Source organism: Caulobacter sp. X (assembly GCF_002742635.1).
In the GTDB taxonomy this organism is placed as follows: domain Bacteria; phylum Pseudomonadota; class Alphaproteobacteria; order Caulobacterales; family Caulobacteraceae; genus Caulobacter.
Map to the genome: position 1 here is coordinate 2,123,548 of NZ_PEGF01000001.1, position 26,132 is coordinate 2,149,679.

General features: G+C 67.1%; 23 protein-coding genes and 1 pseudogene. 13 read left to right on the forward strand and 11 right to left on the reverse strand.

Features of this window, described 5'->3' with window-relative positions; genetic code table 11:
* Positions 1–183: 183 nt before the first annotated feature.
* Complete coding sequence (locus tag CSW60_RS09790; protein ID WP_099537066.1) at positions 184–2,220, reverse strand: TonB-dependent receptor; 2,037 nt, start codon at positions 2,218–2,220, stop codon at positions 184–186.
* Between the two features lie 158 nt (positions 2,221–2,378).
* Here CSW60_RS09790 and CSW60_RS09795 point away from each other — a divergent pair, with 158 nt between their 5' ends.
* Positions 2,379–3,170 (forward strand): phosphatase PAP2 family protein, encoded by a 792-nt coding sequence (locus tag CSW60_RS09795; protein WP_099537067.1) that lies wholly within the window; start codon positions 2,379–2,381, stop codon positions 3,168–3,170.
* On the opposite strand, the gene CSW60_RS09800 is transcribed toward CSW60_RS09795, so the two are convergent.
* The 4 genes from CSW60_RS09800 to CSW60_RS09815 form a co-directional block, all read right to left on the reverse strand.
* Entirely contained in the window at positions 3,167–3,694 is a 528-nt protein-coding gene (locus tag CSW60_RS09800) for a GNAT family N-acetyltransferase (protein ID WP_099537068.1), read from the reverse strand. The genes CSW60_RS09795 and CSW60_RS09800 overlap by 4 nt on opposite strands.
* Complete coding sequence (gene aguB / locus CSW60_RS09805; protein WP_099537069.1) at positions 3,691–4,569, reverse strand: N-carbamoylputrescine amidase; 879 nt, start codon at positions 4,567–4,569, stop codon at positions 3,691–3,693. The genes CSW60_RS09800 and aguB overlap by 4 nt, the downstream gene beginning before the upstream one ends.
* Entirely contained in the window at positions 4,569–5,570 is a 1,002-nt protein-coding gene (locus CSW60_RS09810) for an agmatine deiminase family protein (protein WP_099537070.1), read from the reverse strand. Before CSW60_RS09810 ends, aguB begins: the two co-directional genes overlap by 1 nt.
* 158 nt (positions 5,571–5,728) lie before the next feature.
* Complete coding sequence (locus CSW60_RS09815) at positions 5,729–8,266, reverse strand: TonB-dependent receptor domain-containing protein (RefSeq protein ID WP_099537071.1); 2,538 nt, start codon at positions 8,264–8,266, stop codon at positions 5,729–5,731.
* A gap of 188 nt (positions 8,267–8,454) precedes the next feature.
* On the opposite strand from CSW60_RS09815, the gene CSW60_RS09820 reads away from it, so the two are divergent.
* The gene (locus CSW60_RS09820) at positions 8,455–10,023 is read left to right on the forward strand and encodes a glycosyltransferase family 39 protein (protein ID WP_099537072.1); all 1,569 of its coding nucleotides are present in this window, start codon (positions 8,455–8,457) and stop codon (positions 10,021–10,023) included.
* 17 nt (positions 10,024–10,040) lie between these two features.
* On the opposite strand, the gene CSW60_RS09825 is transcribed toward CSW60_RS09820, so the two are convergent.
* Together CSW60_RS09825 and CSW60_RS09830 are read right to left on the reverse strand one after the other, a co-directional pair.
* The gene (locus CSW60_RS09825) at positions 10,041–10,682 is read right to left on the reverse strand and encodes a 3-oxoacid CoA-transferase subunit B (RefSeq protein ID WP_099537073.1); all 642 of its coding nucleotides are present in this window, start codon (positions 10,680–10,682) and stop codon (positions 10,041–10,043) included.
* Positions 10,682–11,392: a CoA transferase subunit A gene (locus CSW60_RS09830; protein WP_099537074.1), complete on the reverse strand. Its 711-nt coding sequence runs from the start codon at positions 11,390–11,392 to the stop codon at positions 10,682–10,684. The genes CSW60_RS09825 and CSW60_RS09830 overlap by 1 nt, the downstream gene beginning before the upstream one ends.
* Between CSW60_RS09830 and CSW60_RS24000 the strand changes: the two are divergent.
* The 3 genes and pseudogenes from CSW60_RS24000 to CSW60_RS09840 all read left to right on the forward strand — a co-directional run bounded on the left by CSW60_RS24000 (position 11,295) and on the right by CSW60_RS09840 (position 14,007).
* Positions 11,295–11,527, forward strand: a pseudogene (locus tag CSW60_RS24000) (hypothetical protein). The gene CSW60_RS09830 and the pseudogene CSW60_RS24000 sit on opposite strands and share 98 nt — an antisense overlap.
* Complete coding sequence (locus CSW60_RS09835) at positions 11,500–12,096, forward strand: NAD(P)H-dependent oxidoreductase (RefSeq protein WP_099537075.1); 597 nt, start codon at positions 11,500–11,502, stop codon at positions 12,094–12,096. Before CSW60_RS24000 ends, CSW60_RS09835 begins: the two are co-directional and overlap by 28 nt.
* A 6-nt stretch (positions 12,097–12,102) precedes the next feature.
* Positions 12,103–14,007, forward strand: coding sequence for a monovalent cation:proton antiporter-2 (CPA2) family protein (locus CSW60_RS09840; protein WP_099537076.1), 1,905 nt, complete (start codon positions 12,103–12,105; stop codon positions 14,005–14,007).
* Positions 14,008–14,010: 3 nt separating this feature from the next.
* Here the strand turns inward: CSW60_RS09840 and CSW60_RS09845 are convergent, their stop codons facing one another.
* The 3 genes from CSW60_RS09845 to CSW60_RS09855 all read right to left on the reverse strand — a co-directional run bounded on the left by CSW60_RS09845 (position 14,011) and on the right by CSW60_RS09855 (position 16,986).
* Positions 14,011–15,060: a helix-turn-helix domain-containing protein gene (locus tag CSW60_RS09845; protein WP_161495641.1), complete on the reverse strand. Its 1,050-nt coding sequence runs from the start codon at positions 15,058–15,060 to the stop codon at positions 14,011–14,013.
* A gap of 93 nt (positions 15,061–15,153) precedes the next feature.
* Positions 15,154–16,218 carry a fatty acid desaturase gene (locus CSW60_RS09850; RefSeq protein ID WP_099537078.1) on the reverse strand — a complete coding sequence of 355 codons (1,065 nt, stop codon included), beginning with the start codon at positions 16,216–16,218 and terminating at the stop codon, positions 15,154–15,156.
* A 93-nt stretch (positions 16,219–16,311) separates the two neighbouring features.
* Positions 16,312–16,986 carry an OmpA family protein gene (locus CSW60_RS09855; RefSeq protein WP_099537079.1) on the reverse strand — a complete coding sequence of 225 codons (675 nt, stop codon included), beginning with the start codon at positions 16,984–16,986 and terminating at the stop codon, positions 16,312–16,314.
* A 174-nt stretch (positions 16,987–17,160) separates the two neighbouring features.
* Between CSW60_RS09855 and CSW60_RS09860 the strand changes: the two genes are divergently transcribed.
* On the forward strand, positions 17,161–18,096 hold the full coding sequence (locus CSW60_RS09860; protein ID WP_099537080.1) for an isopenicillin N synthase family oxygenase: 936 nt from the start codon (positions 17,161–17,163) through the stop codon (positions 18,094–18,096).
* A 53-nt stretch (positions 18,097–18,149) separates the two neighbouring features.
* Here CSW60_RS09860 and CSW60_RS09865 read toward each other — a convergent pair whose 3' ends face one another.
* Positions 18,150–19,727 carry a ubiquitin-activating E1 FCCH domain-containing protein gene (locus CSW60_RS09865; RefSeq protein ID WP_099537081.1) on the reverse strand — a complete coding sequence of 526 codons (1,578 nt, stop codon included), beginning with the start codon at positions 19,725–19,727 and terminating at the stop codon, positions 18,150–18,152.
* Positions 19,728–19,843: 116 nt separating this feature from the next.
* On the opposite strand from CSW60_RS09865, the gene trmD reads away from it, so the two are divergent.
* From trmD to leuB, 7 genes are all read left to right on the forward strand, one after another.
* On the forward strand, positions 19,844–20,581 hold the full coding sequence (gene trmD / locus CSW60_RS09870; RefSeq protein ID WP_099537082.1) for a tRNA (guanosine(37)-N1)-methyltransferase TrmD: 738 nt from the start codon (positions 19,844–19,846) through the stop codon (positions 20,579–20,581).
* A 3-nt stretch (positions 20,582–20,584) separates the two neighbouring features.
* Positions 20,585–20,977, forward strand: coding sequence for a 50S ribosomal protein L19 (rplS, locus tag CSW60_RS09875; protein ID WP_066681315.1), 393 nt, complete (start codon positions 20,585–20,587; stop codon positions 20,975–20,977).
* Positions 20,978–21,269: 292 nt separating this feature from the next.
* Complete coding sequence (locus CSW60_RS09880; RefSeq protein WP_099537083.1) at positions 21,270–22,235, forward strand: LysR substrate-binding domain-containing protein; 966 nt, start codon at positions 21,270–21,272, stop codon at positions 22,233–22,235.
* A 301-nt stretch (positions 22,236–22,536) separates the two neighbouring features.
* Positions 22,537–23,976: a 3-isopropylmalate dehydratase large subunit gene (gene leuC, locus CSW60_RS09885; protein WP_099537637.1), complete on the forward strand. Its 1,440-nt coding sequence runs from the start codon at positions 22,537–22,539 to the stop codon at positions 23,974–23,976.
* Entirely contained in the window at positions 23,973–24,581 is a 609-nt protein-coding gene (leuD, locus tag CSW60_RS09890) for a 3-isopropylmalate dehydratase small subunit (RefSeq protein WP_099537084.1), read from the forward strand. Before leuC ends, leuD begins: the two co-directional genes overlap by 4 nt.
* A gap of 88 nt (positions 24,582–24,669) precedes the next feature.
* Positions 24,670–24,972 carry a putative quinol monooxygenase gene (locus tag CSW60_RS09895; protein WP_099537085.1) on the forward strand — a complete coding sequence of 101 codons (303 nt, stop codon included), beginning with the start codon at positions 24,670–24,672 and terminating at the stop codon, positions 24,970–24,972.
* Positions 24,973–24,996: 24 nt separating this feature from the next.
* Positions 24,997–26,049 (forward strand): 3-isopropylmalate dehydrogenase, encoded by a 1,053-nt coding sequence (gene leuB, locus CSW60_RS09900; protein WP_099537086.1) that lies wholly within the window; start codon positions 24,997–24,999, stop codon positions 26,047–26,049.
* Positions 26,050–26,132: the final 83 nt, after the last annotated feature.

Genomic DNA, 26,132 nt, shown 5'->3' on the forward strand with positions numbered 1-26,132 from the left:
AGAAATTGGAAACGGACGCTCGAACGCTTCGAAGACGACCGCAAAGGCTCGCGGTTCTAGCCGATCCAGCGGGATGCGGCAATCTGGCCGCCGTCGTAGGCGAGTCTGCGGCCCCGAGGGGTTCCGGGCCCCGGCGCATGCGGGCTCGCTAGGAGCTGTTCGCGCGCCCGCCTTCCGTCGGCGCTAGAAGCGCCAGGCGAAGCCGGCGCGGACCGATCGGCCGGCCGCCGGTGCGAAGTCCTTCAGGAACGAGGCGTGCTCGCGGATGGTCTCGTTGGTCAGGTTGCGGCCATCGACGAACAGGCGCAGCGCCGGATCCTGGAACGGCTTGTAGGTGACCATGGCGTTGACCTGGGTGTAGCCGTCGGTCGGCAATTCGAAGGTCGACACGCGATCCTGGCTGGCGACGCGGCGGACCTCGGCCTGGGCCTCCAGACGCGGCGCGCTCCAGACGACGCGGCCCGTCAGGGCCCACGGCGGCACGCGGGCCGGAATGCCGAGGTCGGTCGAGCCGCGCACCCAGTCATAGACGCCTTCAAGCTTCAGGGCGTTCTCGCCGCCGCGCCAGGCGACGTAGGAGGTCTCCAGCTCGGCGCCGTGGAACTTGGCGTCGGTCTGGAAATACTGGAAGACGGGCAGGCTGTCCTCGACCGCGCCCGTCGGCTTTTCCTCGATGAAGCCGTCGTATTGCGCGCCCCAGAGGTGGCCTTCGACGCGCAACCGATCGCCGGTGTAGCGATAGGTCGCCTCCAGCGAGGTGACCTTCTCGGAGTCGAGCGCAGCGTCGCCAACCTCATAGCCGCCGGTGCCCGGGTGCGGACCATCGGCGAACAGTTCGAACTCGGTCGGCGCGCGACCGTTGCGCGACAAGGTCAGGGCCACGAACTGGTGGTCGGCGGGCTTGTAGAACACGCCCAACGAGGCCGAGACGTTGTCGAACGAGCGCTTGGCGAAGTCGGTCTTCAGCTCGCGGCTGTCGAAGCGCAGGCCCGCGTCGATCCCCCAGTCGCCCTTGTCCAGGCGCTGCAGGGTGAAGACGCCATATTCCTTGATGTCGGTCGACGGCACGAAGGCCTCGTCGCCGATCGCCTCGAAGTGACGCTCCAGGGCCTGGAAGCCCACGGCGCCCTGCCAGCCGTCGCGCTCCTTCTGCACCAGCTCCAGCCGGCCTTCGGCGCCGTCGGAGAGGAAGCGCGTGCCGACCTCGCCGCTGTCGACCGAGACCTCTGCGTGCTCGTACTTCGCATAACCGGCGGACAGACGGATCTTGGCGAACGGGCCAAGGTCGACGTCCTGCTCGCCGCGCAGGTCATAGCGGGTCTGCTGCAGGTGGATCGAGACGGGGCCTTCGGCGTTCGGATCGATCGGCGCCAGGATCTGAAGGTAAGGTACGCCGTAGGTCGTATCCGTCTTCTTCACCGAAACGCCGAGATAGCCGCTGTCGCGGACGTAGGAGACGCCAGCGCCATAGGCGTCCACCTCGACGCCGGTGTTCTTGACCGTCTTGTCCGGATCGGGCGTCAGGCCGTCGCGCGCGGCGAGGCGCGGAGAGACCGGCGTGGTCGGCACGTCGTAGTCGCTGCTCTTGCGGTGATCGGCGTCGATGGCGAAGACCAGCGGCCCCTTGCCGAACTTGGCCGAGCCGTTGATCGACTTGCCGTCGTCGACCGACGACATCGAGCCGGCGACACGGCCCTCGAAGCCGTTATGGGCGGGGCTGGACGGCACGCGATCGTCGATGATGTTCACCACCCCGCCGATACCCGAGCCGCCATAGGCCAGGGTGGAGGGGCCGCGCAGCACCTCGACGCGCTCGGCCTCGCCAAGGTCAGAGGCCACGGCGTGATCGGGCGACAGCGACGAGGCGTCGACCTGACCGACGCCGTTCTCCAGCACCATCACCCGGGGACCGGAGAGGCCGCGGATGATCGGACGGCTGGCGCCGGGACCGTAGGCGGTCGAGCGCAGACCCGGCTGGCCGTTCAACATGTCGCCAAGACCAGCGGGCGGCGCGACATCGAGCTTTTCCCGGGTCACGATGTTGACGCTGCTGGTCACCGTATCGAGCGAAATGGCGTAGGGCGCGGCCGTGATCACCACCTTGGAGACTTCGGTGTCTTGCGGGTTTGGCGCCGGCGCGGCCGGGGTCTCGGCATGGGCGGAAACGGCGGCGGCGAGAGCCAGGAGGCTCGCGGCGGAAAGGACGGCGCGACGAAGCATGGAGAGTCCTGAACAGATGCGACCAGGCCGAAGAAGAGGCTTGAGGCGAATTTGTTATGAAATAACATATCTCACCGTCAATCCGCTTTTCGCGCTGCAACGCTTGACGGGCCACTTCTCGCCCGCTCTGTGAGCGGATGACTTCCAAGACGCAAATCATGCCCCGTCTGGTGCTCATCGCCACCACCGTCCTGCTCGCCAGCTGCGCGCGCTTCGACGCGCCGAGCCCCCCGGGAATGGTCGCGACGACGCCGCCGTCCGCCGGATGGACCAAGCCGCCGCCAGGCTATCTGAACGGGAACGGCGGCCTCGACGCGGCGGCCATCATCGGCCCGCCGCCCGCGCCGACCTCTCCCCGCGGCAAGGCCGAGCGCGCCCAATTCGACGAGACCCGCAAGCTGGCGAACACGCCGGCCTGGACCCAGGCCATCGCCGACGCCGACCTGTCCGGCAAGAACGGCCTTCGGAGCTTCTCCTGCGCCGCGGGCGTAACGCTGAGCGCGGAAGCGACGCCGACCTTGGCGTCCATGCTGCTGCGGATGACGGATGACGCCGCCAAGATCTACCAGCCCGCCAAGAGCGTATACCAGCGCCCTCGCCCGCCGGTCGGCAACAAGGCGCCGATCTGCGTGCCGCGCGAGCCCTGGATCAACACGGACGGGTCCTACCCCTCGGGCCACGGCCTGATCGGCTGGGCCTGGGCCTCGGTGATCGCCGAGCTGGTCCCGGAGAAGGCCAGCCCGATCCTGGCGCGCGGCAAGGCGTTCGGCGACAGCCGGATCATCTGCGGAGTCCATTTCCAGAGCGATGTCGAGGCCGGCCGCTATCTGGGCTCGGCCTTGGTCACGCGACTGCACGACGATCCCGCCTTCATGGCCGACCTGGCCAAGGCGCGCGCGGAAGTGGCGGCGTCGAAGGCCAGCGGCCCGCCGGCGGGTTGCGGCGCCTAGGGCCGGGCGACGTAGACGACATGCGGACGGAGGGGGTGATCCTCCGCCAACTTCGGATGATCAAAGTCGCGCGCCGGATCATGGCGCATGCCGATCCGACGCATGACGCTCTGCGACGCCAGGTTCGAGCGCGCCGTAAAGGCGATGATCTCGGGCAGGCCCACGGTCTCGAAACCGTAGGCGAGGGCCGCCTTGGCCGCTTCGGTGGCGTAGCCCTGGCCCCAAGCCTCGGGCAGGAAACGCCAGCCGATCTCGACGACGCGGCCCAGGCCTACGTCATCCGGCGTCCACCAGATGCCGGTCATGCCGACGACGGACGCGTCGGCCTGCCGCTCGACGACCCAGAAGCCGAAGCCGTGCTCAGTCTGGTGAGCCTGCACGCGATCGACAAAGGCGTCGCTCTCGGCGCGATCGCGCACGCCGCCCAGCCACTCGCCCACCCGGGGATGGGCGTTCAGCGCGGCGACGGCGTCACGGTCGGCGTCGACCGCCGGTCGCAGGGTCAGGCGGTCGGTCGTGATCACGCCGGGCGGCCGCTCGACAGGGCCGTGTAGAACTCCGGCCGGCGGTCGCGGAAGAAGCCCCAGGCGGCGCGGTGCGTCGTCAGAAAATCGAGGTCGAACGTCGCGCTGACCAGGCCCTCGTCCGCACGCCCCAGCTCAGAGACCAGGTCGCCGCGATGGTCGGCCACGAAGGACGAGCCGTAGAAGGTCTGGCCGCCGTTCGGATAGCCGTCCCACGGCTCGAAGCCGATGCGATTGGCGCCGATCACCGGAATCACGTTCGAGACGGCGTGGCCCTGCATGGCCCGTCGCCACGGCAGGGCGGTGTCCAGGCTCGGGTCATGCGGCTCGCTGCCGATGGCGGTCGGATAGAACAGGGCCTCGGCGCCCATCAGCGCCATGGCGCGGGCGGCCTCCGGGTACCACTGGTCCCAGCAGATGCCGACGCCGATGCGGCCGAAACGCGTGTCCCAGACCTTGAAGCCGGTGTCGCCAGGCCGGAAGTAGTACTTCTCCATATAGCCCGGGCCGTCGGGGATATGGCTCTTGCGATAGACGCCCATCAGCGAGCCGTCGGCGTCGGCCATCACGAGGCTGTTGAAGTAGTGCGGGCCCTCGCGCTCGAAGATCGAGATCGGCAGCACCACGCCCAGCTCGCCGGCCAACGGCGCGATCGCCTTGACGACCGGGTGCTCGCGCCACGGATGGGCTTCGGCGAACCAGCGCTCCTCCTGGGCGACGCAGAAGTACGGCCCCTGGAACAGTTCCGACGGCAGGATGACCTGAGCGCCCTTGGACGCGGCCTCGCGGATGAAGCCCTCGGTCTTCTTGATATTGGCCTGCAGATCCATGCCGTACGAGGTCTGGATCGCGGCGACGCTGAGCGTGCGGGCCATTATGCGGGCTCCTGCTGGCTGATGCAGTGGAACGAACCGCCGCCGGTCAGAATGGCGGTGGAGGGCAGGCCGATGACCTGGCGCTCGGGGAACAGGCCCTTGATCACCTCGACGGCGAAGGCGCCCGACTCCTCGGCGTAGATCGGCACGATGACCGCCTCGTTGGCGATCAGGAAGTTCATGTGCGAGGCCGGGATCGGCTCGCCGTCCTCGTCCAGGATCCTCCCCGGCGAGGGGATGCGGGCGACCTGCAGGGGCGAGCCGCGGCTGTCGGTCATGCCGGCCAGCAGGCGGGCGGTCTCGGCATAGACCTCCGCGTTCGGATCATCGGCGCCGAAAGCCATCGGGCAGGCGACGACGCCAGGCGCCACGAAGCGGGCCAGGTTGTCGACATGGCCGTCGGTGTGGTCGTTCAACAGGCCATCGCCCAGCCAAACCACCTTCTTGGCGCCCAGCGCGCCCGCGAGGGCGGAGGCGGCCGACGCCTCGTCCCAGCCGGCGTTGCGGTTGGCGTTCAGCAGGCACTGGCGCGTCGTCAGGATGGTGCCCAGGCCGTCATGGTCCAGGGCGCCGCCCTCCAGGATGAAGCCGTTGCGGGCCAATGGCGCGCCCGAAGCGGCGGCGATCTGCTCGGCGACGATGTCGTCGCCCTCCAGGCTGTACTTGCCGCCCCAGCCGTTGAACTGGAAGCCGGCGGCGACGGCCTTGCCGTTGTCGTCGACGAAGATCGGGCCCGTATCGCGCAGCCAGATGTCGCCGAACTGGCCGCGAACGATCTCGACCGCGGTGTCGGAGAGCAGGGCGCGGGCGGCGGCCTCGGCCTCGTCGCCGACCACCATCAGGCGCACGCGCTCGCCGCCCGGCCCGGCCAGGGCGCGCGCGAGGTCGGCCACTTCCTGTTGCGCCTGTTCCAGGTCTTCCTGCCACAGCTCGGCGTGGCTGGGGAAACCCACCCACATGGCGCGGTGCGGAGCCCACTCGGCGGGGACGATCACGGTCATTCGAAAACCCGATGGCAGGGTGTGGAAAACAAAGGGGGCGCAGATGGCCCTTCCGGGCCCCTGGGTCAAGCGGAGCCTAGTTAGCAAACCCCTGTGACAAAGAAAAAGGGCGGCCCAAGCGGGCCGCCCTTCTCTTGCTGACGGGAAGTCAGATCAGCTTAGAAGTCGACGCGGAACGTCAGCTGAGCCGTGCGCGGCGCACCGATGTAGCCGTAGGGCTGGTTCGTGATGCCGTACAGGGTCTTGGTGGCGGCCGAGGCGGCCGTCACCTGGGTGCCCAGGCTGCCGTAGTATTCCTTGTCGAAGATGTTCCAGACGTTCAGCTGAACGTAGGAGCCCTTCAGGACGGCGTCGAGCTTGTAACGGACGTCCAGGTCGAACAGGGCGTAACCGTCCACGGCCAGGTCGTTCATGTCCGTGGCGTAGCGCTTGCCGGTGTACTTGCCCTGGATGCCGAACGAGAACGGACCTTCTTCGTAGTTGATCCGGCCGCCGAACATGACCTTCGGGGTTTCGACCAGCTGCTTGCCGTTGATCGGCGCGTAGACGTTCGGCTTCACGACCAGGAGCGGGTCTTGGTACTTGGCGTCGGTGTAGGTCGCCGAAGCGGCCACCGACAATTCCGGCGTGATACGGCCGCCGATTTGACCTTCCAGACCCTTGATGTCGACCGAACCCACGTTGCGTTCGCGGTAGGTGTCGGAGTCGGGGTCATAGGTGCTGACGACACGGTTCTTGAACTGCGTCTTATAGGCGCTGACCGTGGCGTAGTAGCCTTGGGCGTTGAAACGCCAACCCACTTCACCGGTCTTGGTCGCTTCCGGCTTAGCGCTCAGCGAAGCGATCGAGCCGTCGGTCTGACGCTGGACGGTGTAGTAGCTGTCCGTACGCAGAGCCGAGATTTGCTCCGAGTAGCTGGCGTAGAACGTGTTGTGCGTGTCCAGCGTGTACGACAGGCCGACGTTCGGCAGGGTCTTCTTGACCTTGGCGTTATAGGCGAACGGCGGGATGTACTGGGTCGACGACGTGCCGAAGGTCACGTTGCCGTTGGCAAGCGCAGCGTTCGGCGTCTGGGTGGTGCAGAGCACGGTGCTGGTGCCGTTCGAGGTGTAGCAGTACTGGTTCAGCTCGCGCGTGAACTCCTTGTGCTGGACGCCGATGGTGACGTTCAGCTTGTCGTCCATGAAGCGGCCGCGATACTCAAGCGCGACTTGCTGCAGCTCGGCGATCGAAAAACGGTCGCGGAAGCGGAGCAGAGCGCCGTCGGCGCCGACGATGCGATCGCCGCCCCAGGTTTCCTTGCCCCCGAACCAATTCTTCATGAAGCCCGTCGACTGATCGACGTAGCCGGCTTCCGAGGTCTGACGGTGACGACCGCGGTCGAAGGTGTAGGCCAGGCGGAAGGTGTTGTCGTCGTTCAGGCGCCAGATCAGCGAGGTGTTCAGGCCATAGCGACGGGTGTTGGTGTTCGAGGGCGACATGTAACGGACGGAGTCCATGCAGTCGCCGTCGCCGTTCAGGTCGACGCCGCGGTTGGTCGACGAGATCGCGCCCACCTTACAGGTCGGGAAGCTGGTGGCCGTACCGACCAGCTTGGCGTCGTATTCGTTGATCGCCACCTGCTGGGTGCCGCCGTTGGCCATCACGTACTGGAACGACGGGTCGAACGTGAAGATCAGGCTGTCGGCCAGGGTGAAGCGCGACTTGAGGCGGATGTTGCCGGTGTTCGACGGATTGATGCGGCCGCCCCACCAGTTGCTGCCGTTCGGATCGGTGTCGCGCGAGCCGGCGACGGCGGTCGGCTTGATCCAGTCGTAGATGCCGGTCGTGGCCGAGGTGTTGTTGCGGTAATCCCAGTCCCAGCCGTAGACGGCGGTTTCAGGAAGGATCGTGCCGTCGGCGGTGCCCAGCTGGGCGTAGTTGTAGTTGAAGTTGCGGTTCTCGTTCCAGTGGGCCGACAGAGCGATATAGTCGCCCTTCGTGCCGATATCCTGCCAGATACGAGCGTTGAACTGCTTCTTCTCGAGGTCGCCCTCGCCCTTGAACTTGTCGTACTTGGTGTACGAGGCCGAGGCCCAGGCCTTGGTGCCCCAGGGGCCGAATTCGCCGGTCTGGATCAGGCCGAAGAAGCGGCGGTAGTTGAAGCTGCCGTAGGAGGCGTCGACGGTCGCGCCCATGTCGGTCGTCGGCTTCAGCGTGGTATAGTTGATCACGCCGCCGGTGGCCGAGATGGTCGGGGTGTCGACGTCGGTCTGGCCGGTCGTGACGTTGGCGCGCTCGATCAGTTCCGGATCCAGCTGCTGGTTCGAATACAGAGCATAGTTGCCGGTGTCGTTCGTCGGAATGCCGTCGAAGGTCAGCGAGATGCGATTACCATCGAAGCCGCGCAGACGGATGTTGCCGCCGCTGTTGCCATACGGGTCGTTGTTGGTGAAGTTCAACCCCGGCACGTTGTTCAGCGTCTGAACGATCGTCTGGCCGGCGGCCTGGCGGCCGATGTACTCTTGAGTGATGGTCGAGCGCGACTTCGGCGCGGTCTCGGCGACGACGGCGCCGTCGATCGACTTCTGGCCGGTCGCGGTGACGACGACCTTGTCGACTTCCGTCGTACCCGACGATTGGGCCATCGCGGCGCCGGCGGCCATCAGACAACCGACCAGGGCGGTGGTCGCCAGGGCGAAGTTTTTCATTTTCATGCGGAAGGATCCCCTCATTCTTCGAAGCGCCCAGGCCTGAAAGCACGGTCTCGCGTCGTTTCCGGCCGTTTACAGAAAGTTTTCGAAGGTTTGGTGACGGAAACGCCACGCCTGCCCAGAAACTGTCACAAAGCCCCGGAAACGCGGAAGAATTGGTCAGATTTTTCTTACTTGTTTAATCGGACGTCATGACACCTCGACCCGACTCGGCCCCGAAATCCGCCGAAATCCGCGCCTGGCGGCTGACCCTGCTGATGGTGGCGGGGCTGACGATTCTGCGTCTGGCGGCGCTGTTCGCGACGCCTCTGGAACTCTATCCGGACGAGGCCCAGTACTGGCTGTGGTCGCGGGAGCTGGCCTTCGGCTACTTCTCCAAGCCGCCGATGATCGCCTGGCTGATCTGGCTGACCACCAAGATCGGCGGCGACGCCGAGGCCTGGGTGCGGCTGTCGGCGCCGCTGCTGCACGGTGCGACCGCTCTGGTGGTTCATCGGATCGCTCGGCGCCTCTACGGCGGATGGTCTGGCCTCGTGGCGGCCATGATCTACAGCCTGATGCCGGGCGTCGTGCTGTCCTCGGGCCTGATCGCCACCGATGCGCCCCTGCTCTTCTTCCTGTCCCTGACGATCTGGGCCTATGTCGACCTGGCCGATGCCTATGCGCCGCGCCGCTATTTCGTGGCGGCGGGCATGGGCGTCGCTTTGGGCCTGGCGTTCCTGTCGAAATACGCCGCCATCTACGCGCTGGGCAGCATCGTCCTGCACGCGCTGATCTCGCGGGAGGCGCGCCACCGCTGGTGTCCGGCGGCGATCGTCCTGTTCGCCTTCGCCTTCGTCCTGACCCTGGCGCCGAACTTCGCCTGGAACGCCAGCCATCACTTCTCGACCGTCAAGCACACCGCCTCGAACGCCAACTGGGGCGCGCACCTCTTCAATGTCCGTGAGCTGAGCGAGTTCGTCCTCTCGCAGTTCGGCGTCTTCGGCCCGGTTCCGTTCGGCGTGCTGCTGGGCGGCGCGATCTGGCTGGGCGCGAAGAAGAAGATTCAGTCGCCGGACCTTCTGCTGCTGTGCTTCAGCGCGCCGCCCCTGATCATCGTCGCCGGGGAGGCCTTCGTCTCGCGCGCCAACGCCAACTGGGCCGGAGCGGCGTTCGTGGCGGGCTCGGTGCTGGCCGCCGGCTGGCTCTTGCGCTGGAAGGCCCGTCGCTGGCTGGTCGGCGGCCTGGCCCTGCAAGGGCTGTTCGCGGCCTTCTTCGTGGTCTGCATGGTCAATCCGCGCGCGGCGGACGCCGTCGGGCTCGCCAACGGCTTCAAGCGCGTGCGCGGCTGGGACCAGACCGTCCAGGCGATCATCGACCGGACCCGAGAGGAGCAGGCCCTGCGCGGCGGGGTGAGCGCCGTCGCGATGGACGATCGCTTCCTCTACAACGCCGCCGCCTATTACGGCCGCGACTATTTCGGCCAGCCTGGCGCGCCGCCGCTGCGCATGTGGGTGCACGAGATCGCGCCGCAGAACCAGGCCGAGACCGAGGCGCCGCTCGACGCCGCCTATGGCCGCCGCGCCCTGATCGTCAGCCTTGAGGGCGGCTATCGCCCCGAGATCGAACAGGACTTCAAGGCGACGTCTGGCCTGGAGATCTCGCGCGTGCGCCTCGATAAGAAGCGCTCGCGCCGGATCGACCTGTTCATCGCCGAAGGCTTCGCGCCCCTGCCCCGCGACCCGGTCACCGGCCTGCCGCCGGAGCCGAAGCGCAAGTAGTCTGGGAAGAGACGGCGCTACAGCGCCGTCTCGAACGCCGCTTCCGTCTTGGCCTTGACCTCATCGACCGTCACGCCTGGCGCCAGCTCGATCAGCCGGACCGGCGTCTTGCCGCGATTGATCTCGAAGACGCCGAGTTCGGTGATCAGCAGGTCGACCACCCCCGCGCCGGTCAGCGGCAGGGTGCAGGCTTTCAGGAACTTGGGCGCGCCGGACTTTTCGCAGTGGTCCATGACCACCACCACGCGCTTGACGCCAGCCACGAGGTCCATGGCCCCGCCCATGCCCTTGACCATCTTGCCCGGCACCATCCAGTTGGCGAGGTCGCCGTTCTGCGCCACCTGCATGCCGCCCAGGATCGAGAGAGCGATATGCCCGCCGCGGATCATGGCGAAGCTGTCGGCCGAGCTGAAGTACGAGCTGCTGTCGAGTTCAGTGATCGTCTGCTTGCCGGCGTTGATCAGGTCGGCGTCCTCCTCGCCCTCATAGGGGAAGGGGCCCATGCCCAGCATGCCGTTCTCGCTCTGCAGCGTCACGTGCATGCCTTCGGGGATGTAGTTGGCGACCAGGGTCGGAATGCCGATGCCGAGGTTCACGTAGAAGCCGTCCTGCAGCTCCTTGGCGGCGCGGGCCGCCATCTCGTCGCGCGTCCAGGCCATTACGCGGTCTCCTTCTGGCGAGTGGTGACCCGCTCGATGCGCTTTTCGAACTTCGCGCCCTTGATGATGCGGTCGACATAGATGCCGGGGGTGTGGATCGCGTCCTTGTCCAGGGCGCCGATCTCGACCAGCTCCTCGACCTCGACCACGGTGGCCCGGCCAGCCGTCGCCATCATCGGATTGAAGTTCCGCGCGGTCTTCCGGTAGATCAGGTTGCCCTCGGCGTCGCCCTTCCAGGCCTTGACGATCGCGAGGTCGGCGGTCAGGCCGCGCTCCATCACGTACATTTCGCCGTCAAACTCGCGGACCTCCTTGCCCTCGGCGACCAGGGTGCCGTAGCCGGTGCGCGTGAAGAAGGCGGGGATGCCCGCCCCGCCCGCACGGATGCGTTCGGCCAGCGTACCCTGCGGATTGAACTCCAGCTCCAGCTCACCGCTCAGGTAGAGCTGTTCGAACAGCTTGTTCTCACCCACATAGGACGAGACCATCTTCTTGATCTGGCGGTTTTCCAGCAGGATGCCCAGGCCGAAGCCGTCGACGCCGCAATTGTTGGAGACGACCGTGAGGTCCTTCACCCCCGCCTCGCGGATCGCCGCGATCAGGTTCTCCGGGATGCCGCAGAGGCCAAAGCCGCCGGCCATGATGGTCATGCCGTCCTTGAGCAGCCCGGCCAGGGCCTCGACGGCGTCTTTCTTCACCTTGTCGACCATGGTGTCTCCCTTGTCCCAACCTGCTAGTCGGGTGTTTGGCGAACCGTGTCGCCCGAGCCACGAAGAAATTCAACCCTTGATGAATTCTTTTTCCGGAAGGGCCCCAGATGCCTGACGCTAACACCGGCTCGGTGACACCCGCCACCTCCGGCCTGCTCCTGGTGCTGGCCCACCCCGCGCTTGAACGCTCACGCGCCAATCGCACCCTGGCCAAGGCGGCCAAGAGCCTCTCCGGGGTCACTTTCAAGGACCTGTACGAGACCTATCCTGACTTCGTGGTCGATATCGAGACCGAGCAGGCCGCCCTGACAGCTCACGACGTCGTGGCCTTGCAGTTCCCGCTGTTCTGGTACTCGACGCCGTCCCTGCTGAAGGAGTGGCTGGACATCGTCTGGCTGCACGGTTTCGCCTATGGCGAGGGCGGCGAGGCGCTGAAGGGCAAGAAGCTGTTCGTGACCTGCACCACCGGCGGCTCGGCCAAGGCCTATCACGCCCACGGCTACAACCGCTTCAGCATGGACGAGTTTCTACGCCCGCTGGAGCAGACCGCCCACCTGTGCGGCATGGAATGGGAGACGCCCTTCGTCGTGCATGGCGCGTCGGTCAAGGACGACGCGGCCCTGAAGGCGGAAGCCGAGCGCTACAAGGCGCGGATCGCCTCGCTGCTTCCGGTCTCTCGCGTTTCTGGGCGCACGGAGGCCTAAGGACGGATGGAAAACTTCCTCACCCAGGCTCTGGTCTATCTGGGCGCGTCGGTCGTCTCGGTGCCGATCGCCAAGCGGCTCGGTCTCGGTTCGGTGCTGGGCTACCTGATCGCCGGCGTCGTCATCGGTCCCTACGCCCTGTCGCTGGTCGGCGCCCAGGCCGACGTCATGAAGTTCGCCGAGTTCGGCGTCGTCATCCTGCTGTTCCTGATCGGCCTCGAGGTGCGTCCCACGATGCTGTGGGACATGCGCAAGGCCATCTTCGGCTTCGGCGGGACCCAGGTGGTCTGCACCTCGCTGGCGATCGCGGGCGCGGCCATGCTGCTGGGCCTGCCCTGGCAGACGGCTCTGGCGGTCGGCATGGTGTTGGCGATGTCCTCGACGGCCATCGTGCTGCAGACCCTTGACGAGAAGGGGCTGCGGCAAGGACCGGTTGGCCGCGCGGCGTTCGGGATCCTGCTGCTGCAGGACCTGGCAGTCATACCGATGTTCGCCCTGCTGCCGCTGCTGGCCACGGTCGCGCCCCAGACCCATGGCGACGCGAGCGGGCACGGCGGCGCCAGCCTGATCGCCCACCTGCCGGCCTGGGCCCAGGGCCTTTCGGTGTTCGCGGCGGTCGCGGCCGTGGTCGGCGGCGGTCGCTATCTGGTGCGGCCCGTGTTCCGCTTCATCGCCAAGGCGCGCCTGCGCGAGATCTTCACCGCCTCGGCTCTGCTGATCGTCGTGGCGGTCGCCAGCTTGATGCAGATCGTCGGCCTCTCGCCCGCCCTCGGCGCCTTCCTGGCCGGCGTGGTGCTGGCCGAAAGCGAGTTCCGGCGCGAGCTGGAGACGGACATCGAGCCGTTCCGCGGCCTGCTGCTGGGCCTCTTCTTCATCACAGTCGGGGCTGGCGTCGACCTGCCGCTGATCGCGCGCCAGCCGCTGCTGCTGGCCGGGCTGGTCCTGGGTCTGATGGCCCTGAAATTCCTGGTGCTTTACGGCCTGGCCCGACTATTCGGCGCGCCCAAGCGCGGCGCCATGGCGGTGGCCGCGGCGCTGGCCCAGGGCGGGGAGTTCGCCTTCGTTCTTCTGAGCTTCACGGTCGGCGCCGGCGTGATCGGCGCGTCGCTGGCGGCGCTGCTGACCGCCGCCGTGGCCGTCTCGATGGCCCTGACCCCCGTCGCCATGATCCTCTACGAGCGCGTCGCCGCCCTGATGGACGCGGCCATCCCCGACGTGGTCCCCGACACTGGCGATTTCGACGAGGGCGAGCCCGATATCATCATCGCCGGCTTCGGCCGCTTCGGCCAGATCACCGGTCGCCTGCTGTCGGCCAACGGCTTCAAGTCGACGGTTCTGGACAGCGATATCGAGCAGATCGAGCTGCTGCGCCGCTTTGGGCGCCGCGTGCACTATGGCGACGCCACGCGCCTCGACCTGCTGAGGCAGGCGGGCGCGGACCGCGCGCGGATGCTGATCGTCGCCCTGGACGACCGCGAGAAGACGGTCGAACTGGTCGAGACCGCGCGCAAGGCCTTCCCCGACCTCATCATCCTGGCGCGGGCCTGGGACCGCCGCCACGCCTACGACCTGCTGGCCAACGGCGCCGACGCGGTGGAGCGCGAGACCTTCGAGTCCGCTCTGGCGCTGGGCGCGACGGCGCTGCAGAAGCTGGGCTTCCGCGCCCACCGCGCGCATCGGGCGGCCGCCTTCTTCCGCCGCCACGATCGCCGGATGTTCGAGGAGCTGCGCCCCATGTGGGGCCAGGAGGAGGCCTATATCCTGGCCTCGCGCGACGCGGCCCAGACCATGGATCGGTTGCTGGACGCCGACCTGCACCGCATGCGCCCCGGGGACGCCGGCGGCGCGTGGGACACCGCCAGTCTCGACGAGGAGCTGCGCGAGCGGGCCCAGCAGGAAGGCGCGGAATAGGGCCTAGAGGTCTGCGCCATCCAGGGCGCGGAGCCAATCGGGCAGACCCTGGCCTCGCGCCTCGGCGGCGCTGGCGTGCAGAGCCGCCGCCGCGCCGATCTCGCGCGCCTCGCCGGGCGCAAGGCCGAACCTGGTCTTGAACGCCCGCGCGAAGCTGGACCAGGCCGAGAAGCCGTGGCCCTCGACAACCTGGCTCAGCGACAGGTGGCTCAGCGACGGGTCGGTCAGCGCGTCGAACGCCCGACGCAGGCGTCGGTTTTGGATGTGCTCGCGGACCCCGCCCAGCGGCGCGAAAAGGCGATAGAGCGAGGCCCGCGAAAGACCGAACCGCCGGCACAGCACCTCGGCCCCCAGATACGGATCGTCCAGGTTGGCGTCGATGAAGCGCCGGATACGGCCAAGCTGCGATTCCGCGATCGCCGCCCGGGCCGCTGGATCGCCCGAGGCCGGCATGGCCAGCCCGGCGAGCAGATCGATGGTGGTTCGTCCGACGATGGGCGCGTCGGCCACGGAGAGCTGTCCGGCGACGCTCCACAGCGTCTCGACATGGCTCTTGAACAGCCGAGCCGCGGCGGTGTCGCGCCTCAGGACGCGACCGTGCAGGTCATCGAGGTCACGATCGCGCGCCGCCAACGCCTCGCGAGGAATGGCCAGACTGAAATTTCCGCAAGTCTGAGCTTCCGAGCGGAACGGTCGCGTGAGATCCAGCAGGCAGACGTCCCCGACCGAGGCCTCCACCTCGCCGCGATAGGCCTCCCGGCGATCGCCGCCCTCGGCGATGATCTGCACCAGGATGAGGTCGAGCCCCGTCGCGGCGACCTTCCTGTGGTCGCGCCCATAGCTGTAGGTCCCGCCGCTCATGTGAGCGTAGCCCAGAAGCATCGGGCCGACATTGACGCTGCTGATCCACAGATCGGGACCGGAGGCGGCGACGTCCCTCAGGCGGGTGTCGAAGACGGGGGCGATCGCCTCGGCGAAGTCGGCGACGCCTTGCCGCCCCGGCGATAATCGGGTGCCAGCCTGGTGCCGAGGAAGCGACAAGGAAAGCGACATAGGACGCTCAAACATGATGGCGACGGACAAACATTGCCTCGCCGCCGAAGAGTTCTCATGCCGTTAGAACTTGGCCTTGTCGAGCGCTCACAACTATTCGGCGGCGCTCGGCCCTCGGGAAACTACGGCGGGCTTTTGCGCCACGCGACGGAACAGCGCCGTCAGAGCTTCGAACAGGCCCTTCTGGGAAGCGCGATGATAGAGCGAATCTGGCGCCAGGGCTTGGGCCAGGCGAGCATGGGCCTTGCCAAGATTGTGGTAGGGCAGCTTGGGCAGCAGATGGTGCAGGGCGTGGTAGCGCAAACCCACGGGCGCCCAGAGCTCGGACGCCAGGTTCGGCGGCGGGACGTTGACCGAGTCCAGGAACTGCTCGTCCAGGCTCATCTTGCCGCCGTCATTGTCCCAGTGGTGCGCGACCAGGGTCCGGGCCTGGTTGACGAAGGTGGCCAGCGAGAAGATCGCCAGGCCCGTCAGCACGAAACGGATCGGCAGCACGCCGGCTACCGTCGCGGCGATCAGCCCCCACGACCAGAGCCAGCAGGCGATGTCCTGGACCAGCCAGGCCGGGCGCATCTTCGCCATGTCCTCGCGCACGAAGTCGGGATTGATGACCAGCGCCGACAGGCGCTGCTTGAGGACACGGCGCAGCGGCGGGACCAAGAACGAGAGCGGGATGACGATGGCCGAACGGATCAGCACGCCGATCGGCGCCAGCAGGGCGACGAACAGGAAGCCAGCCAGCGACAGGGGCGTGTAGCGCGACAGCGGCAGGTATTCCGGATCCAGCGCCGTGCCGAAGCGATCCTTGACGTGATGGACGTTGTGCACACCCTCGTACATCAGCGACGGCGTCATCAAGGGTACGCCGACCAGCACGTTCCAGCCCACGCGAAAGCCTGGCGCCTCGTCGTCGCGGATGTGAGTCAGTTCGTGGATGAAACTCAGCGCGCGATAAAGCGCCAGCACGCTGATCAAGCCGGCGACCAGGCCGACCGGAAGGCTCGACGTGGTCGCGGCCAGCAGGAAGCCGCCCCACATCAGAGCGGCCGAGATCAGTAGGTCGACCCAGTAGACGGCCGCGTTCGGCGTCATCAGGTCATCGGTCAGGGCGTAGGCCTGCCGCGTCAGGCTGACGCTATCGCTCGCTGTCTTGGCCACTTCGCCCTCGCATTGCTCGAAGGTGACGACTTGGCGACGACAGCGGCGAAAAGCAACCGCTTCGTGCCCGTAAGGGCCCCGAAGCGGACCAGGCTAGCGCGTCAGGGGCCGCAGGACGATCTCCACCCGGCGGTTCTGGGCGCGGCCCGCGGCGGTGGAATTGTCGGCGATCGGCTGGCGCTCGCCCATGCCGGCCACGAAGACGCGGTCAGGCATCACCCGTCCTTCGTTCGTCAGGTAGCCCGCCACGGCGCTGGCCCGGCGCTCCGAGAGAACCTGATTGTAGTCGTCCGGGCCGCTGGAGTCGGCGTGGCCGACGACGTCGATCGTGGTCTGGGGATAGGCGTTCAGCGTGCGCGCCACGTCGTCCAGCACGCGCGTGAACTGCGGCTGCACGTCGGAACGATCGACGGCGAAGGTGACGTCGCTGGGCATGACGAGCACGATCTGGTCGCCGTTGCGGCGGATCATCACGCCCGAGCCTTCCAGGCTGCGGCGGAAATCAGCCTGCTGGCGATCCATGTAGTTGCCGATCGCGCCGCCGGCCAGAGCGCCGATCCCCGCGCCGATCAGGGCGTTCTTGCGGCCCTGCTCGCCCTTGTTGGTGTTGGTCAGATAGCCAAGCAACGCGCCAGCGCCGGCTCCGGCCAGCGCGCCCGTGCCGGTGTTGTTGCGGACCGGCATGCCGGTATAGGGGTCGGTGGTCGTGCAGGCGGCCAGCGCGCCCGCGCCCACAAGAACGGCGGCCAAAGCAAACTTGCGCGTCATCGCAACCCTCGCTGGTTTGTTGTAGATCAAGGTCCGACGGGCAAACGCCCGACTTATGGTCAAGTTCCCCTCCCGCGCCGTCGGCGAAACGAACGCCCTTCGCGTCCGTCGCCGCGCGGTGTAGTAAGAAGGAACTTACTCATTCAGAAGCTTGCAGACCCAAGGCTCGTCGACGTGTCCAACTCCGCCATCGCTCCGGTTTCCTTCTCGCTGTATGCGAAGGACTTCACGCGCTTCTCCCAAGAGCTCGGCGCGTCTTTCGAACGCTACGGCTTCGCGGTCCTGTCGGACTATGACCTGGATCAAGCGCGCATCGACGCCGCCGTCGACGCCGCCAAGGCCTTCTTCGCCCTGCCCGTCGAGACCAAGAAGCACTACGCCGGCGTGAAGGGCGGCGCGCGCGGCTATATCCCGTTCGGGGTCGAGACCGCCAAGGGCGCCGACCACTACGACCTCAAGGAATTCTGGCACATGGGCCGCGAGCTGCCGCCCGGCCACCGCTTCCGCGCCCACATGGCCGACAACGTCTGGCCGGCCGAGATCCCCGCGTTCAAGCATGACGTCAGCTGGCTGTACAACGCTCTGGACGGCATGGGCGGCAAGGTGTTGGAGGCGATCGCCGCGTACCTGAAGCTGGACCGCGACTTCTTCTATCCGACCATCCAGGACGGCAACAGCGTGCTGCGCCTGCTGCACTATCCGCCGATCCCGATGGATGCGACCGGCGTGCGCGCCGGCGCCCATGGCGACATCAACACCATCACCCTGCTGCTGGGCGCCGAGGAAGGCGGGCTTGAAGTGCTGGACCGCGACGGCCAGTGGCTGCCGATCAACCCGCCGCCCGGCTGCCTAGTGATCAACATCGGCGACATGCTGGAGCGCCTGACCAACCACGTCCTGCCGTCGACCGTGCACCGCGTGGTCAATCCGCCGCCGGAGCGCCGGGGCTTCGCGCGCTATTCGACGCCGTTCTTCCTGCATTTCGCGTCGGACTACGAGATCAAGACGCTGCCCAACTGCGTCACGGCGCAGAACCCGGACCGCTATCCGGAATCGATCACCGCCGACGAGTTCCTCCAGCAGCGCCTGCGCGAGATCAAGCTGGCCTAGGCCCGAGCCGAGCTGAGCCATCAAGGGCGGCGGCCATCCGGTCGCCGCCTTTTCTATTTGGCGATCCGCAGCGACGAGATCTCCTGGGCGATGGACTTGAAGGCCGTCTTCAACTCCGAGCCCGTCGCCGGGAAATAGACGTGCTGGGCGTCGGTGGCGCAGTACTTCAGCATGTTCACGGCGTTGGCGTCGCCGCCGACGTCGAAGCCCACGGTGAAAATGGTCAGCTTCAGCGCCGGATCCTTCATGGCGTCGCACAGCTTGCGGGTCTGGGTGAACGCATCGCCGTTGGTGGCCGTACAATTGATGTGATCGCTGGCCGAGCCGCTACCGGACCCTGCGTCCTTGGCGATCACGCCCTTGCAATAGGGCGTGTTGAAGGCGCCGTCGGTCATCAGCACCACCACCTTCACGAGATCCTTGGCGCCATAGGGCGCGGGACGCTGCGGGGCGCTGGGCCACAGATAGCCGAAGGTCGGCGAGACCATGTACCAGCCCCAGGCGAAGCCGACCTGACCGGCCGTGGAACCGGCGGCGGCCAGGGCGCTGATCTGGCCCTTCAGCGCCGTGCGATCGCTGGACAGCGGCGTGATGGTGGCCGATGGGCAGGGGTTGGAGCTGGGCGTAGGATAGTTTCGCCCCACCGGCGCGACGCTCGGCGCCATATCGGCATAGGCATAGGTCCCCGTCCGCTCGGTCACGCAGGTGCTGAGCGCCCGAGTCTCCGTCGTGAAGTTCGCGCTGGTGAAGGTGAAGTTCAGGCACCCCGGGTTGGTGCTGGTGTTGCAGGTCGCCACGCCGCCGGAGACATAGCTGGGGGCGCTTGAGGTGTTCGCATTGATCGTGAAGCTGTTCGTCGTCGCCGACGTAACGCTGTAGGTGGTCCCATTCAGCATGGTCGGACCGGAAACGCCGCTGATGGTCACCTTGTCGCCCACGATGAACCCGTGGCTGGCCGACGTGACGACGGCGGGGTTGGCCTTGCTGACATTGGTGATGGCGCGGGCGGTCACGGCGCCGCGCACGGCGTCGGCATAGCTCCCGACATTCACCCCGACCGAATAGGGGACGATGGCGACCTTCGAATAGAACGGCGTCTGGTCGTCCTTGACCACGATGTCCACGAGATCCGAAGCCCCGGTCTTCAGGTCCGCGATCCTCGTCCCGCTCATCGAGCCGGTGATATCCAGGACGACCGCGACCTCCAGGTTCTTCGACGACCGGATGACGTCGGACGTGGCGGTGACGTTGAAGTCCGCCTTGGTCCAGAGGTTGGCGATGATCGGCTTCACCGTGGCGCTGGCCGTCCCCAGGATGTGATTGCCCGTCCCGGCCTTGAAGCTGGCGTTCGACGCCGAGAGGCTAAGGTTCAGGCCCGCGGCTTCGGCGAGGAAGGCCGGGTCGCCGACCGCTTCCAGCTCGGCGTCCGTCACCGCCGTGGATCGCGCGGCGATCAAGGTCGCCGCGTCCAGAGCGTCCTGCATCTGGTGGCGTTGCAGGCTGATGCGGCCAAGATCGATCAGGGCGAAGACCAGGATCGACAGCGGGATGGCCAGCAGCGCGAACTGGATGGCGATCGCCCCCCGGTCATCACGCCCGAGACGGCGGAAAAAGCGGAGAAGACGCGACATCAGGCAATCCAACCAGGGTCTGGCGACCTTGAACGCCCCTGGTGAACAAGCCGGTAACCCCTTGGGTAAATAAGCGGACCTTCGACTCTCGCGCCCGCTGCGGCTAAACAGCGCCCATGCCGTTCACCGCCACCGTCCTGACCATGTTCCCCGAGGCCTTTCCGGGCCCGCTTGGCGTCTCGATGATCGGGTCCGCCTGGAAGGAACAGGATCTTTGGCGTCTGGAAACGCTGGACATTCGGGCCTTTTCCAAGGATAAGCGCGGCTTCCTCGACGACACCCCCGCGGGTGGCGGCGCGGGAGCCGTGCTCAAAGCGGACGTTATCGCCTCTGCGCTGGACAGCGTGGACCTCGGCGGGCGGCCGCTTTTGTACATGAGCGCCCGGGGCAGGCCCCTGACCCAGGCGCGCGTTCGAGAGTGGTCCAAGGCCCCCGGTATCGTGGTGCTGTGCGGCCGCTTCGAGGGGGTGGACCAACGGGTGCTCGACGCCCGAGGGTTCGAGGAGGTCTCGGTCGGAGACGCCGTGCTCGCCGGTGGCGAAGCGGCGGCGATGGTCGTGATCGAGGCGTGTGTTCGACTTGCCCCGGGGGTTCTGGGGAACATCGAGAGCACGCTGGAAGAAAGCTTCGAGGACGGTCTCCTCGAGCATCCGCAGTACACCAGGCCGCGGACGTTCGAAGGGCTCGACATCCCCGAGGTGCTGCTGTCGGGCGATCACAAGAAGATCGACCAATGGCGCAAGCGTATGCGTGAAGAAGCGACCCGCGAGCGGCGCCCGGATCTCTGGGAGGCCCACCTCGCCAATCAACAGGCAAAAGGCGCCCCCAAAGGGGGAAAGCCCCAAGGAGACTAGATCATGGCTGCGAATATCATCGCTCAGCTCGAGCAAGAAGAATCGGCCCGTCTGCTGGCCGCCCGCGCGATCCCGGACTTCCGTCCCGGCGACACCCTGCGCGTCAACGTGAAGATCAAGGAAGGCGAGCGCGAGCGCGTTCAGGCCTACGAAGGCGTCTGCATCGCCCGTCAAGGCGCTGGCGTCCACGAGAGCTTCACGGTCCGTAAGATTTCGTTCGGCGAAGGCGTGGAGCGTCTGTTCCCGCTGCTGTCGCCGAGCATCGAAAGCATCGAAGTCAAGCGTCGCGGCGTCGTCCGTCGCGCCAAGCTGTACTACCTGCGCGACCGCCGCGGTAAGTCGGCGCGTATCGCCGAGCGCGCCGGTGGCCCGAAGGCCGCCGCGACCGAAGAGTAATCTTCAGCGCATCGCGAAAGATCGAGGCCCCGGCGGTGACGCCGGGGCCTTTTCTTTGGCTTGAAGCTTATCGAGGCGCGATCAGGCGGGGATACTTACGGGCCGGGCAAGGCGTTCGCAGAGCGCGCCAGAAGGCCTGCAGCGCCGCCAGCCAGCCGAAAGAGCTTTGCTTATGGGTCTGAAGGGCGGTGTCCATCATCGCCGTCTTCCTTTGCTTGAAACGCATCGGAATTTCGCCGTTCGACGAACGGATGACAAACGCGGCTTCCTTGGCTATCCATAGGCTACGCTTATGTCAGACATCCTCGCCCGCCTGCCCCTCAGCGCGATCCGCGTGTTCGAGGCGGCCGCTCGCCTGAAGAGCTTCACCCGCGCCGCAGGCGAGCTGGGCATGACGCAGGCGGCCGTCAGCTGGCAGGTGAAGGCTCTGGAGCAAAGGCTGGACCAGCCGCTGTTCAACCGCCTGCCGCGCGAGGTGACCCTGACCCCCGCCGGCGAGCGCCTGTCCCGGGCGGCGACCGAGGCGCTGTCGCTGCTGCGCTCCACCATCTCCGATCTGGTCGAGACCGAGGAGGGGGTGCTGTCCATCACGACCGTCCAGAGCCTGGGCGGCCAGTGGCTGGCGCCGCGCCTGGGTGAGTTCCAGATCGCGCACCCGCGCATCGCCGTGCGGTTGGAGGCCTCAAGCCGGGTCGCCGACCTGGCGCGCGAGGGCCTTGATGTCGCGCTGCGCGGGGGTCAGGGACAGTGGCCGGGCATGGCGGCTCATTTCCTGATCCCGGCGGTCCAGACGCCCCTGGTCTCTCCTCGGTTCCTGGAGCGCATCGGCGGGCTTTCCCGTCCCGAAGATCTGCTGGATGCGCCGCGCGTCGGCGTGGCGCGCGAATGGGAGGAGTGGTTCCATGCCGCCGGCGTCACCGGGATCTCCGACCGCCTGGCGCCGCGCCTGACCTCGGACGCCCAGACGCTGGAGGTCGCAAGCGCCTTGGCGGATCAGGGCGCGGCGCTGGGCTCTCCGATCTTCTTCGCCCGCGAGTTGGCGGAAGGGCGCCTGATCATGCCGTTCGATGTGGTGGCCCGCTATTCCGGCGGCTACTGGCTGGCCTACCCCAGCGAGCGCGCGCGAGTTCGCAAGATCGCCGCCTTCCGGGACTGGGTCCTGGCCCAGGCGGCCGCTGATCCTCTGATCGCGCGATACGCCGCGATGGAGCCCTTGGGAGCTTCGAAGGCGTCGCCGCTCGCGCGCGCTAACGAATAGACGGCCAAGCTTGCGTGCGTTCGCACTAAGATTGACAAACCGCCGTTCCGTGAGATGATCCGCTCACCCCCGGCGCTCGTCGCCCGGGCTTCCAGACCGTCTTCTTTCTAGCGGACGGCCCTCTTCGGGCGGAGCCCATCGGCCCCCGAAGGCAGAAAACGATGCTAGGGCGCGCCGACAGGTCGCAAGACGGGCGCGCCCTTTGCTTTTCTAGCCGCCCCACGGCCACAGAACGCAAGAATTTGTCGCGCCGGCTAGGCCCCACTGGATTTTGGCGCACGATCCGCCCTATATCCCCGCCATGTCCGGTAAAACCCTTTACGACAAGATCTGGGACGCCCACGTCGTCAGCGAAACCGACGGCGAGGCCATCCTCTACATCGACCTGCACCTGATCCACGAGGTGACCACGCCGCAGGCCTTCGCCGGCCTTCGCGCGGCCGGCCGCAAGGTGCGCCGTCCCGACCGCACGCTGGCCGTGGCCGACCACAACATCCCGACCGAGGGCCAGGCGCTCGGCGTCGATGCGGTCAAGGATGAGGAAGCGCGCCTCCAGCTCAAGACCCTCGCCCGCAATGTCGCCGACAACGGCATCGAATTCTTCCCGATGGGCGACATCCGCAACGGCATCGTCCACGTGGTGGGTCCTGAACAGGGCCGCACCCAGCCGGGCATGACCATCGTCTGCGGCGACAGCCACACCTCGACCCACGGCGCCTTCGGAGCGCTGGCCCACGGCATCGGCACGTCCGAGGTCGAGCACGTCCTGGCGACCCAGACCCTGCGCCAGAAGAAGGCCAAGAACATGCTGGTCCGCGTCGACGGCCAGCTAGCGCCCGGCGTGACCGGCAAGGACGTCGCCCTGGCCGTGATCGGCGAGATCGGCACGGCCGGCGGCACCGGCTACGTCATCGAGTTCGCCGGCGAGGCCGTGCGCGGCCTGTCGATGGAGGGCCGCATGACCCTCTGCAACCTGACCATCGAGGGCGGCGCCAAGGCCGGCCTGGTGGCGCCGGACGAGAAGACCTTCGCCTATATCCAGGGCAAGCCGGCCGCGCCGAAGGGCGCGGCCTGGGACATGGCGCTGAGCCACTGGAAGACCTTCTTCACCGACGAGGACGCCGTCTTCGACCGCACGGTCGTGATCGACGGCTCGGCCCTGGTCCCGATGGTCACCTGGGGCACCAGCCCCGAGGACGTCATCCCGGTGACCGGCACGGTGCCGGATCCGGAGAGCTTCGCCACGCCCGACAAGCGCGCCGCCGCCCACCGGGCCCTCGACTATATGGGCCTGACCGCCGGCCAGCCGATCACCGAGGCGAGGATCGACCGCGTCTTCATCGGCTCGTGCACCAACAGCCGCATCGAGGACATGCGCGCCGCCGCCGCCGTGGTGCAGGAGGCCTTCCTGCACGGGCGTCTCGTCGCGCCGCACGTCAAGGCGATGGTCGTGCCTGGCTCGGGCCTGGTCAAGGAGCAGGCCGAGGCCGAGGGCCTGGACGCGATCTTCAAGGCCGCCGGCTTCGATTGGCGTGAGCCCGGCTGCTCGATGTGCCTAGCCATGAACCCCGACAAGCTGCAGCCGGGCGAGCGTTGCGCCTCGACCAGCAACCGCAACTTCGAGGGCCGCCAGGGTCGCGCCGGCCGCACGCACCTCGTCTCGCCCGCCATGGCGGCGGCGGCGGCGATCGCCGGCCACCTCGTCGACGTCCGCGCCCTGCTCTCGGAGACCGCCCAATGAAGGCCTTCACCCGCCTCGATGGCCGCGCGGCGCCGCTGGAGCTGGCCAATATCGACACCGACCAGATCATCCCCAAGCAGTTCCTGAAGACCGTGGAACGCGAAGGCCTGGCCAAGGGCCTGTTCTACGACTTCCGTTTCGACGCCAACGGCGACGAGATCGCCGACTTCGTGCTGAACAAGCCGGAATACAAGGGCGCCAGCGTCCTGATCGCCGGCGACAACTTCGGCTGCGGCAGCTCGCGCGAGCACGCGCCGTGGGCCCTGATGGACTACGGGATCATGTGCGTGATCTCGACCAGCTTCGCCGACATCTTCTTCAACAACTGCTTCAACAACGGCCTGCTGCCGGTGATCGTGAAGCCGGAGGAGCTGGCGGTCCTGATGGACGAGGCCAAGGGCGGCAACCACATGGTCAGCGTCGACCTCGAGGCCCAGACCGTTGTCTCGCCGTCGGGCAAGACCTTCACCTTCCAGATCGATCCGGTCCGCAAGGAGAAGATGCTGAAGGGTCTCGACGCCATCGGCGAGACGATGCAGCACGCGACCGACATCGACGTCTTCGAAAGCAAGCGCGCCATCAGCCAGCCCTGGCTGGAGGCTTAAGCGCGGCGGTTCAACCGCGCCAAGCCCCGACAGGCTGTCACCCCATCCCCAACCCTTCCCCATCAAGGGGAAGCGGGAGAATGTTGAGATGACCCTGATCCTCGCCGGCACGATCCGCATCGCTCCCGAGCGCCTGGCGGACCTGCGCCCCCATCTCCGCGCCCAGGTCGAGGGCACGCGGGCCGAACCTGGCTGCCTGGATTACGCCCTGACCGAGGACCCGCTCGACCCCGGCCTGATCCGGGTCTACGAGCATTTCGAGAACGAAGCGGCCTTGGAATTCCATCGCGCCACGCCGCACATGGCCGCCTGGCGCGCCGCCTGCGCCGCGCTGGGGGTGCATGGCCGCGACCTGCAGTCCTTCGACGTTTCCGCCTACCGCCAAATCTAAGCGAAAATCCAAGAGAGAAGCTCCATGTCCACCCTGCTGCTCCTGCCCGGCGACGGCATCGGCCCGGAAGTCTGCGCCGAGGTGCGCCGCGTGGCCGCCGCCCTCACCCCGGACCTGAAGGTCGAGGAAGCGCCCTATGGCGGCATGAGCTACGACGCCTATGGAACGCCGCTGCTGGACGAGGTGCGCGACCAGGCCATCGCCAGCGACGCGGTGCTGATGGGCGCCGTCGGCGGGCCGAAGTGGGCCGACGCCCCGCGCCACCTGCGCCCAGAGGCTGGCCTGCTGAACCTGCGCAAGGCGATGGACGTCTATGCGAACCTTCGTCCGGCCTACTGCTTCGAAGCCCTGGCCGGGGCCTCCAGCCTGAAGCCGGAACTGGTTTCGGGCCTCGACATCATGTTCGTCCGGGAGCTGGTCGGGGGCGTCTATTTCGGCCAGCCGCGCGGCATCGAGACCCTGGCCGACGGCCAGAAGAAAGGTTTCGACACGGCCGTCTACACGACCAGCGAGATCGAGCGCGTCGGGCGCGTGGCCTTCGAACTGGCCCGCGGCCGCACCAACAAGGTCCACTCGGCCGAGAAGTCGAACGTCATGGAGTCCGGGCTGCTGTGGAAGCAGGTGATCACCGAGCTTCACGCCCGCGAATATCCGGACGTCCAGCTGGAGCACATCCTGGCCGACAATTGCGCCATGCAGCTGGTCCGCGCGCCCAAGCAGTTCGACGTGATCGTCACCGACAACCTGTTCGGCGACATCCTGTCGGACGCGGCCGCGATGTTGACGGGCTCGCTGGGCATGCTGCCCTCGGCCGCCCTGGGCGCGCCGGGCAAGCCGGGTCTCTACGAGCCCATCCACGGCTCGGCGCCGGATATCGCCGGCAAGGGCGTTGCTAATCCGCTGGCGGCCATCCTGTCGTTCGAAATGGCGCTGCGCTGGTCACTGAACCAGGTGGAGGCGGCCGATCGTCTTTTGACCTCGGTCAAGAAAACCCTAGATCAAGGCGCGAGAACGAGGGATCTTGGCGGATCACTTAACACTGTTCAAATGGGAGATGCTGTTATCTCCAATATATAAGGACCGCCGAATACCGACGTTATATGGTTAAGCGGCAATAAGATTTTAAAATATCTCCCCGAATTCTGCAGGTCCATTCCACA

Coding starts and splice junctions, on each gene's coding strand:
- CSW60_RS09790 (WP_099537066.1), bottom strand. CDS start 2,220: ATGCTTCGTCGCGCCGTCCTTTCCGCCGCGAGCCTCCTGGCTCTCGCC.
- CSW60_RS09795 (WP_099537067.1), top strand. CDS start 2,379: ATGCCCCGTCTGGTGCTCATCGCCACCACCGTCCTGCTCGCCAGCTGC.
- aguB (WP_099537069.1), bottom strand. CDS start 4,569: ATGGCCCGCACGCTCAGCGTCGCCGCGATCCAGACCTCGTACGGCATG.
- CSW60_RS09810 (WP_099537070.1), bottom strand. CDS start 5,570: ATGACCGTGATCGTCCCCGCCGAGTGGGCTCCGCACCGCGCCATGTGG.
- CSW60_RS09815 (WP_099537071.1), bottom strand. CDS start 8,266: ATGAAAATGAAAAACTTCGCCCTGGCGACCACCGCCCTGGTCGGTTGT.
- CSW60_RS09820 (WP_099537072.1), top strand. CDS start 8,455: ATGACACCTCGACCCGACTCGGCCCCGAAATCCGCCGAAATCCGCGCC.
- CSW60_RS09825 (WP_099537073.1), bottom strand. CDS start 10,682: ATGGCCTGGACGCGCGACGAGATGGCGGCCCGCGCCGCCAAGGAGCTG.
- CSW60_RS09830 (WP_099537074.1), bottom strand. CDS start 11,392: ATGGTCGACAAGGTGAAGAAAGACGCCGTCGAGGCCCTGGCCGGGCTG.
- CSW60_RS09835 (WP_099537075.1), top strand. CDS start 11,500: ATGCCTGACGCTAACACCGGCTCGGTGACACCCGCCACCTCCGGCCTG.
- CSW60_RS09840 (WP_099537076.1), top strand. CDS start 12,103: ATGGAAAACTTCCTCACCCAGGCTCTGGTCTATCTGGGCGCGTCGGTC.
- CSW60_RS09845 (WP_161495641.1), bottom strand. CDS start 15,060: ATGTCGCTTTCCTTGTCGCTTCCTCGGCACCAGGCTGGCACCCGATTA.
- CSW60_RS09855 (WP_099537079.1), bottom strand. CDS start 16,986: ATGACGCGCAAGTTTGCTTTGGCCGCCGTTCTTGTGGGCGCGGGCGCG.
- CSW60_RS09865 (WP_099537081.1), bottom strand. CDS start 19,727: ATGTCGCGTCTTCTCCGCTTTTTCCGCCGTCTCGGGCGTGATGACCGG.
- trmD (WP_099537082.1), top strand. CDS start 19,844: ATGCCGTTCACCGCCACCGTCCTGACCATGTTCCCCGAGGCCTTTCCG.
- rplS (WP_066681315.1), top strand. CDS start 20,585: ATGGCTGCGAATATCATCGCTCAGCTCGAGCAAGAAGAATCGGCCCGT.
- CSW60_RS09880 (WP_099537083.1), top strand. CDS start 21,270: ATGTCAGACATCCTCGCCCGCCTGCCCCTCAGCGCGATCCGCGTGTTC.
- leuC (WP_099537637.1), top strand. CDS start 22,537: ATGTCCGGTAAAACCCTTTACGACAAGATCTGGGACGCCCACGTCGTC.
- leuD (WP_099537084.1), top strand. CDS start 23,973: ATGAAGGCCTTCACCCGCCTCGATGGCCGCGCGGCGCCGCTGGAGCTG.
- CSW60_RS09895 (WP_099537085.1), top strand. CDS start 24,670: ATGACCCTGATCCTCGCCGGCACGATCCGCATCGCTCCCGAGCGCCTG.
- leuB (WP_099537086.1), top strand. CDS start 24,997: ATGTCCACCCTGCTGCTCCTGCCCGGCGACGGCATCGGCCCGGAAGTC.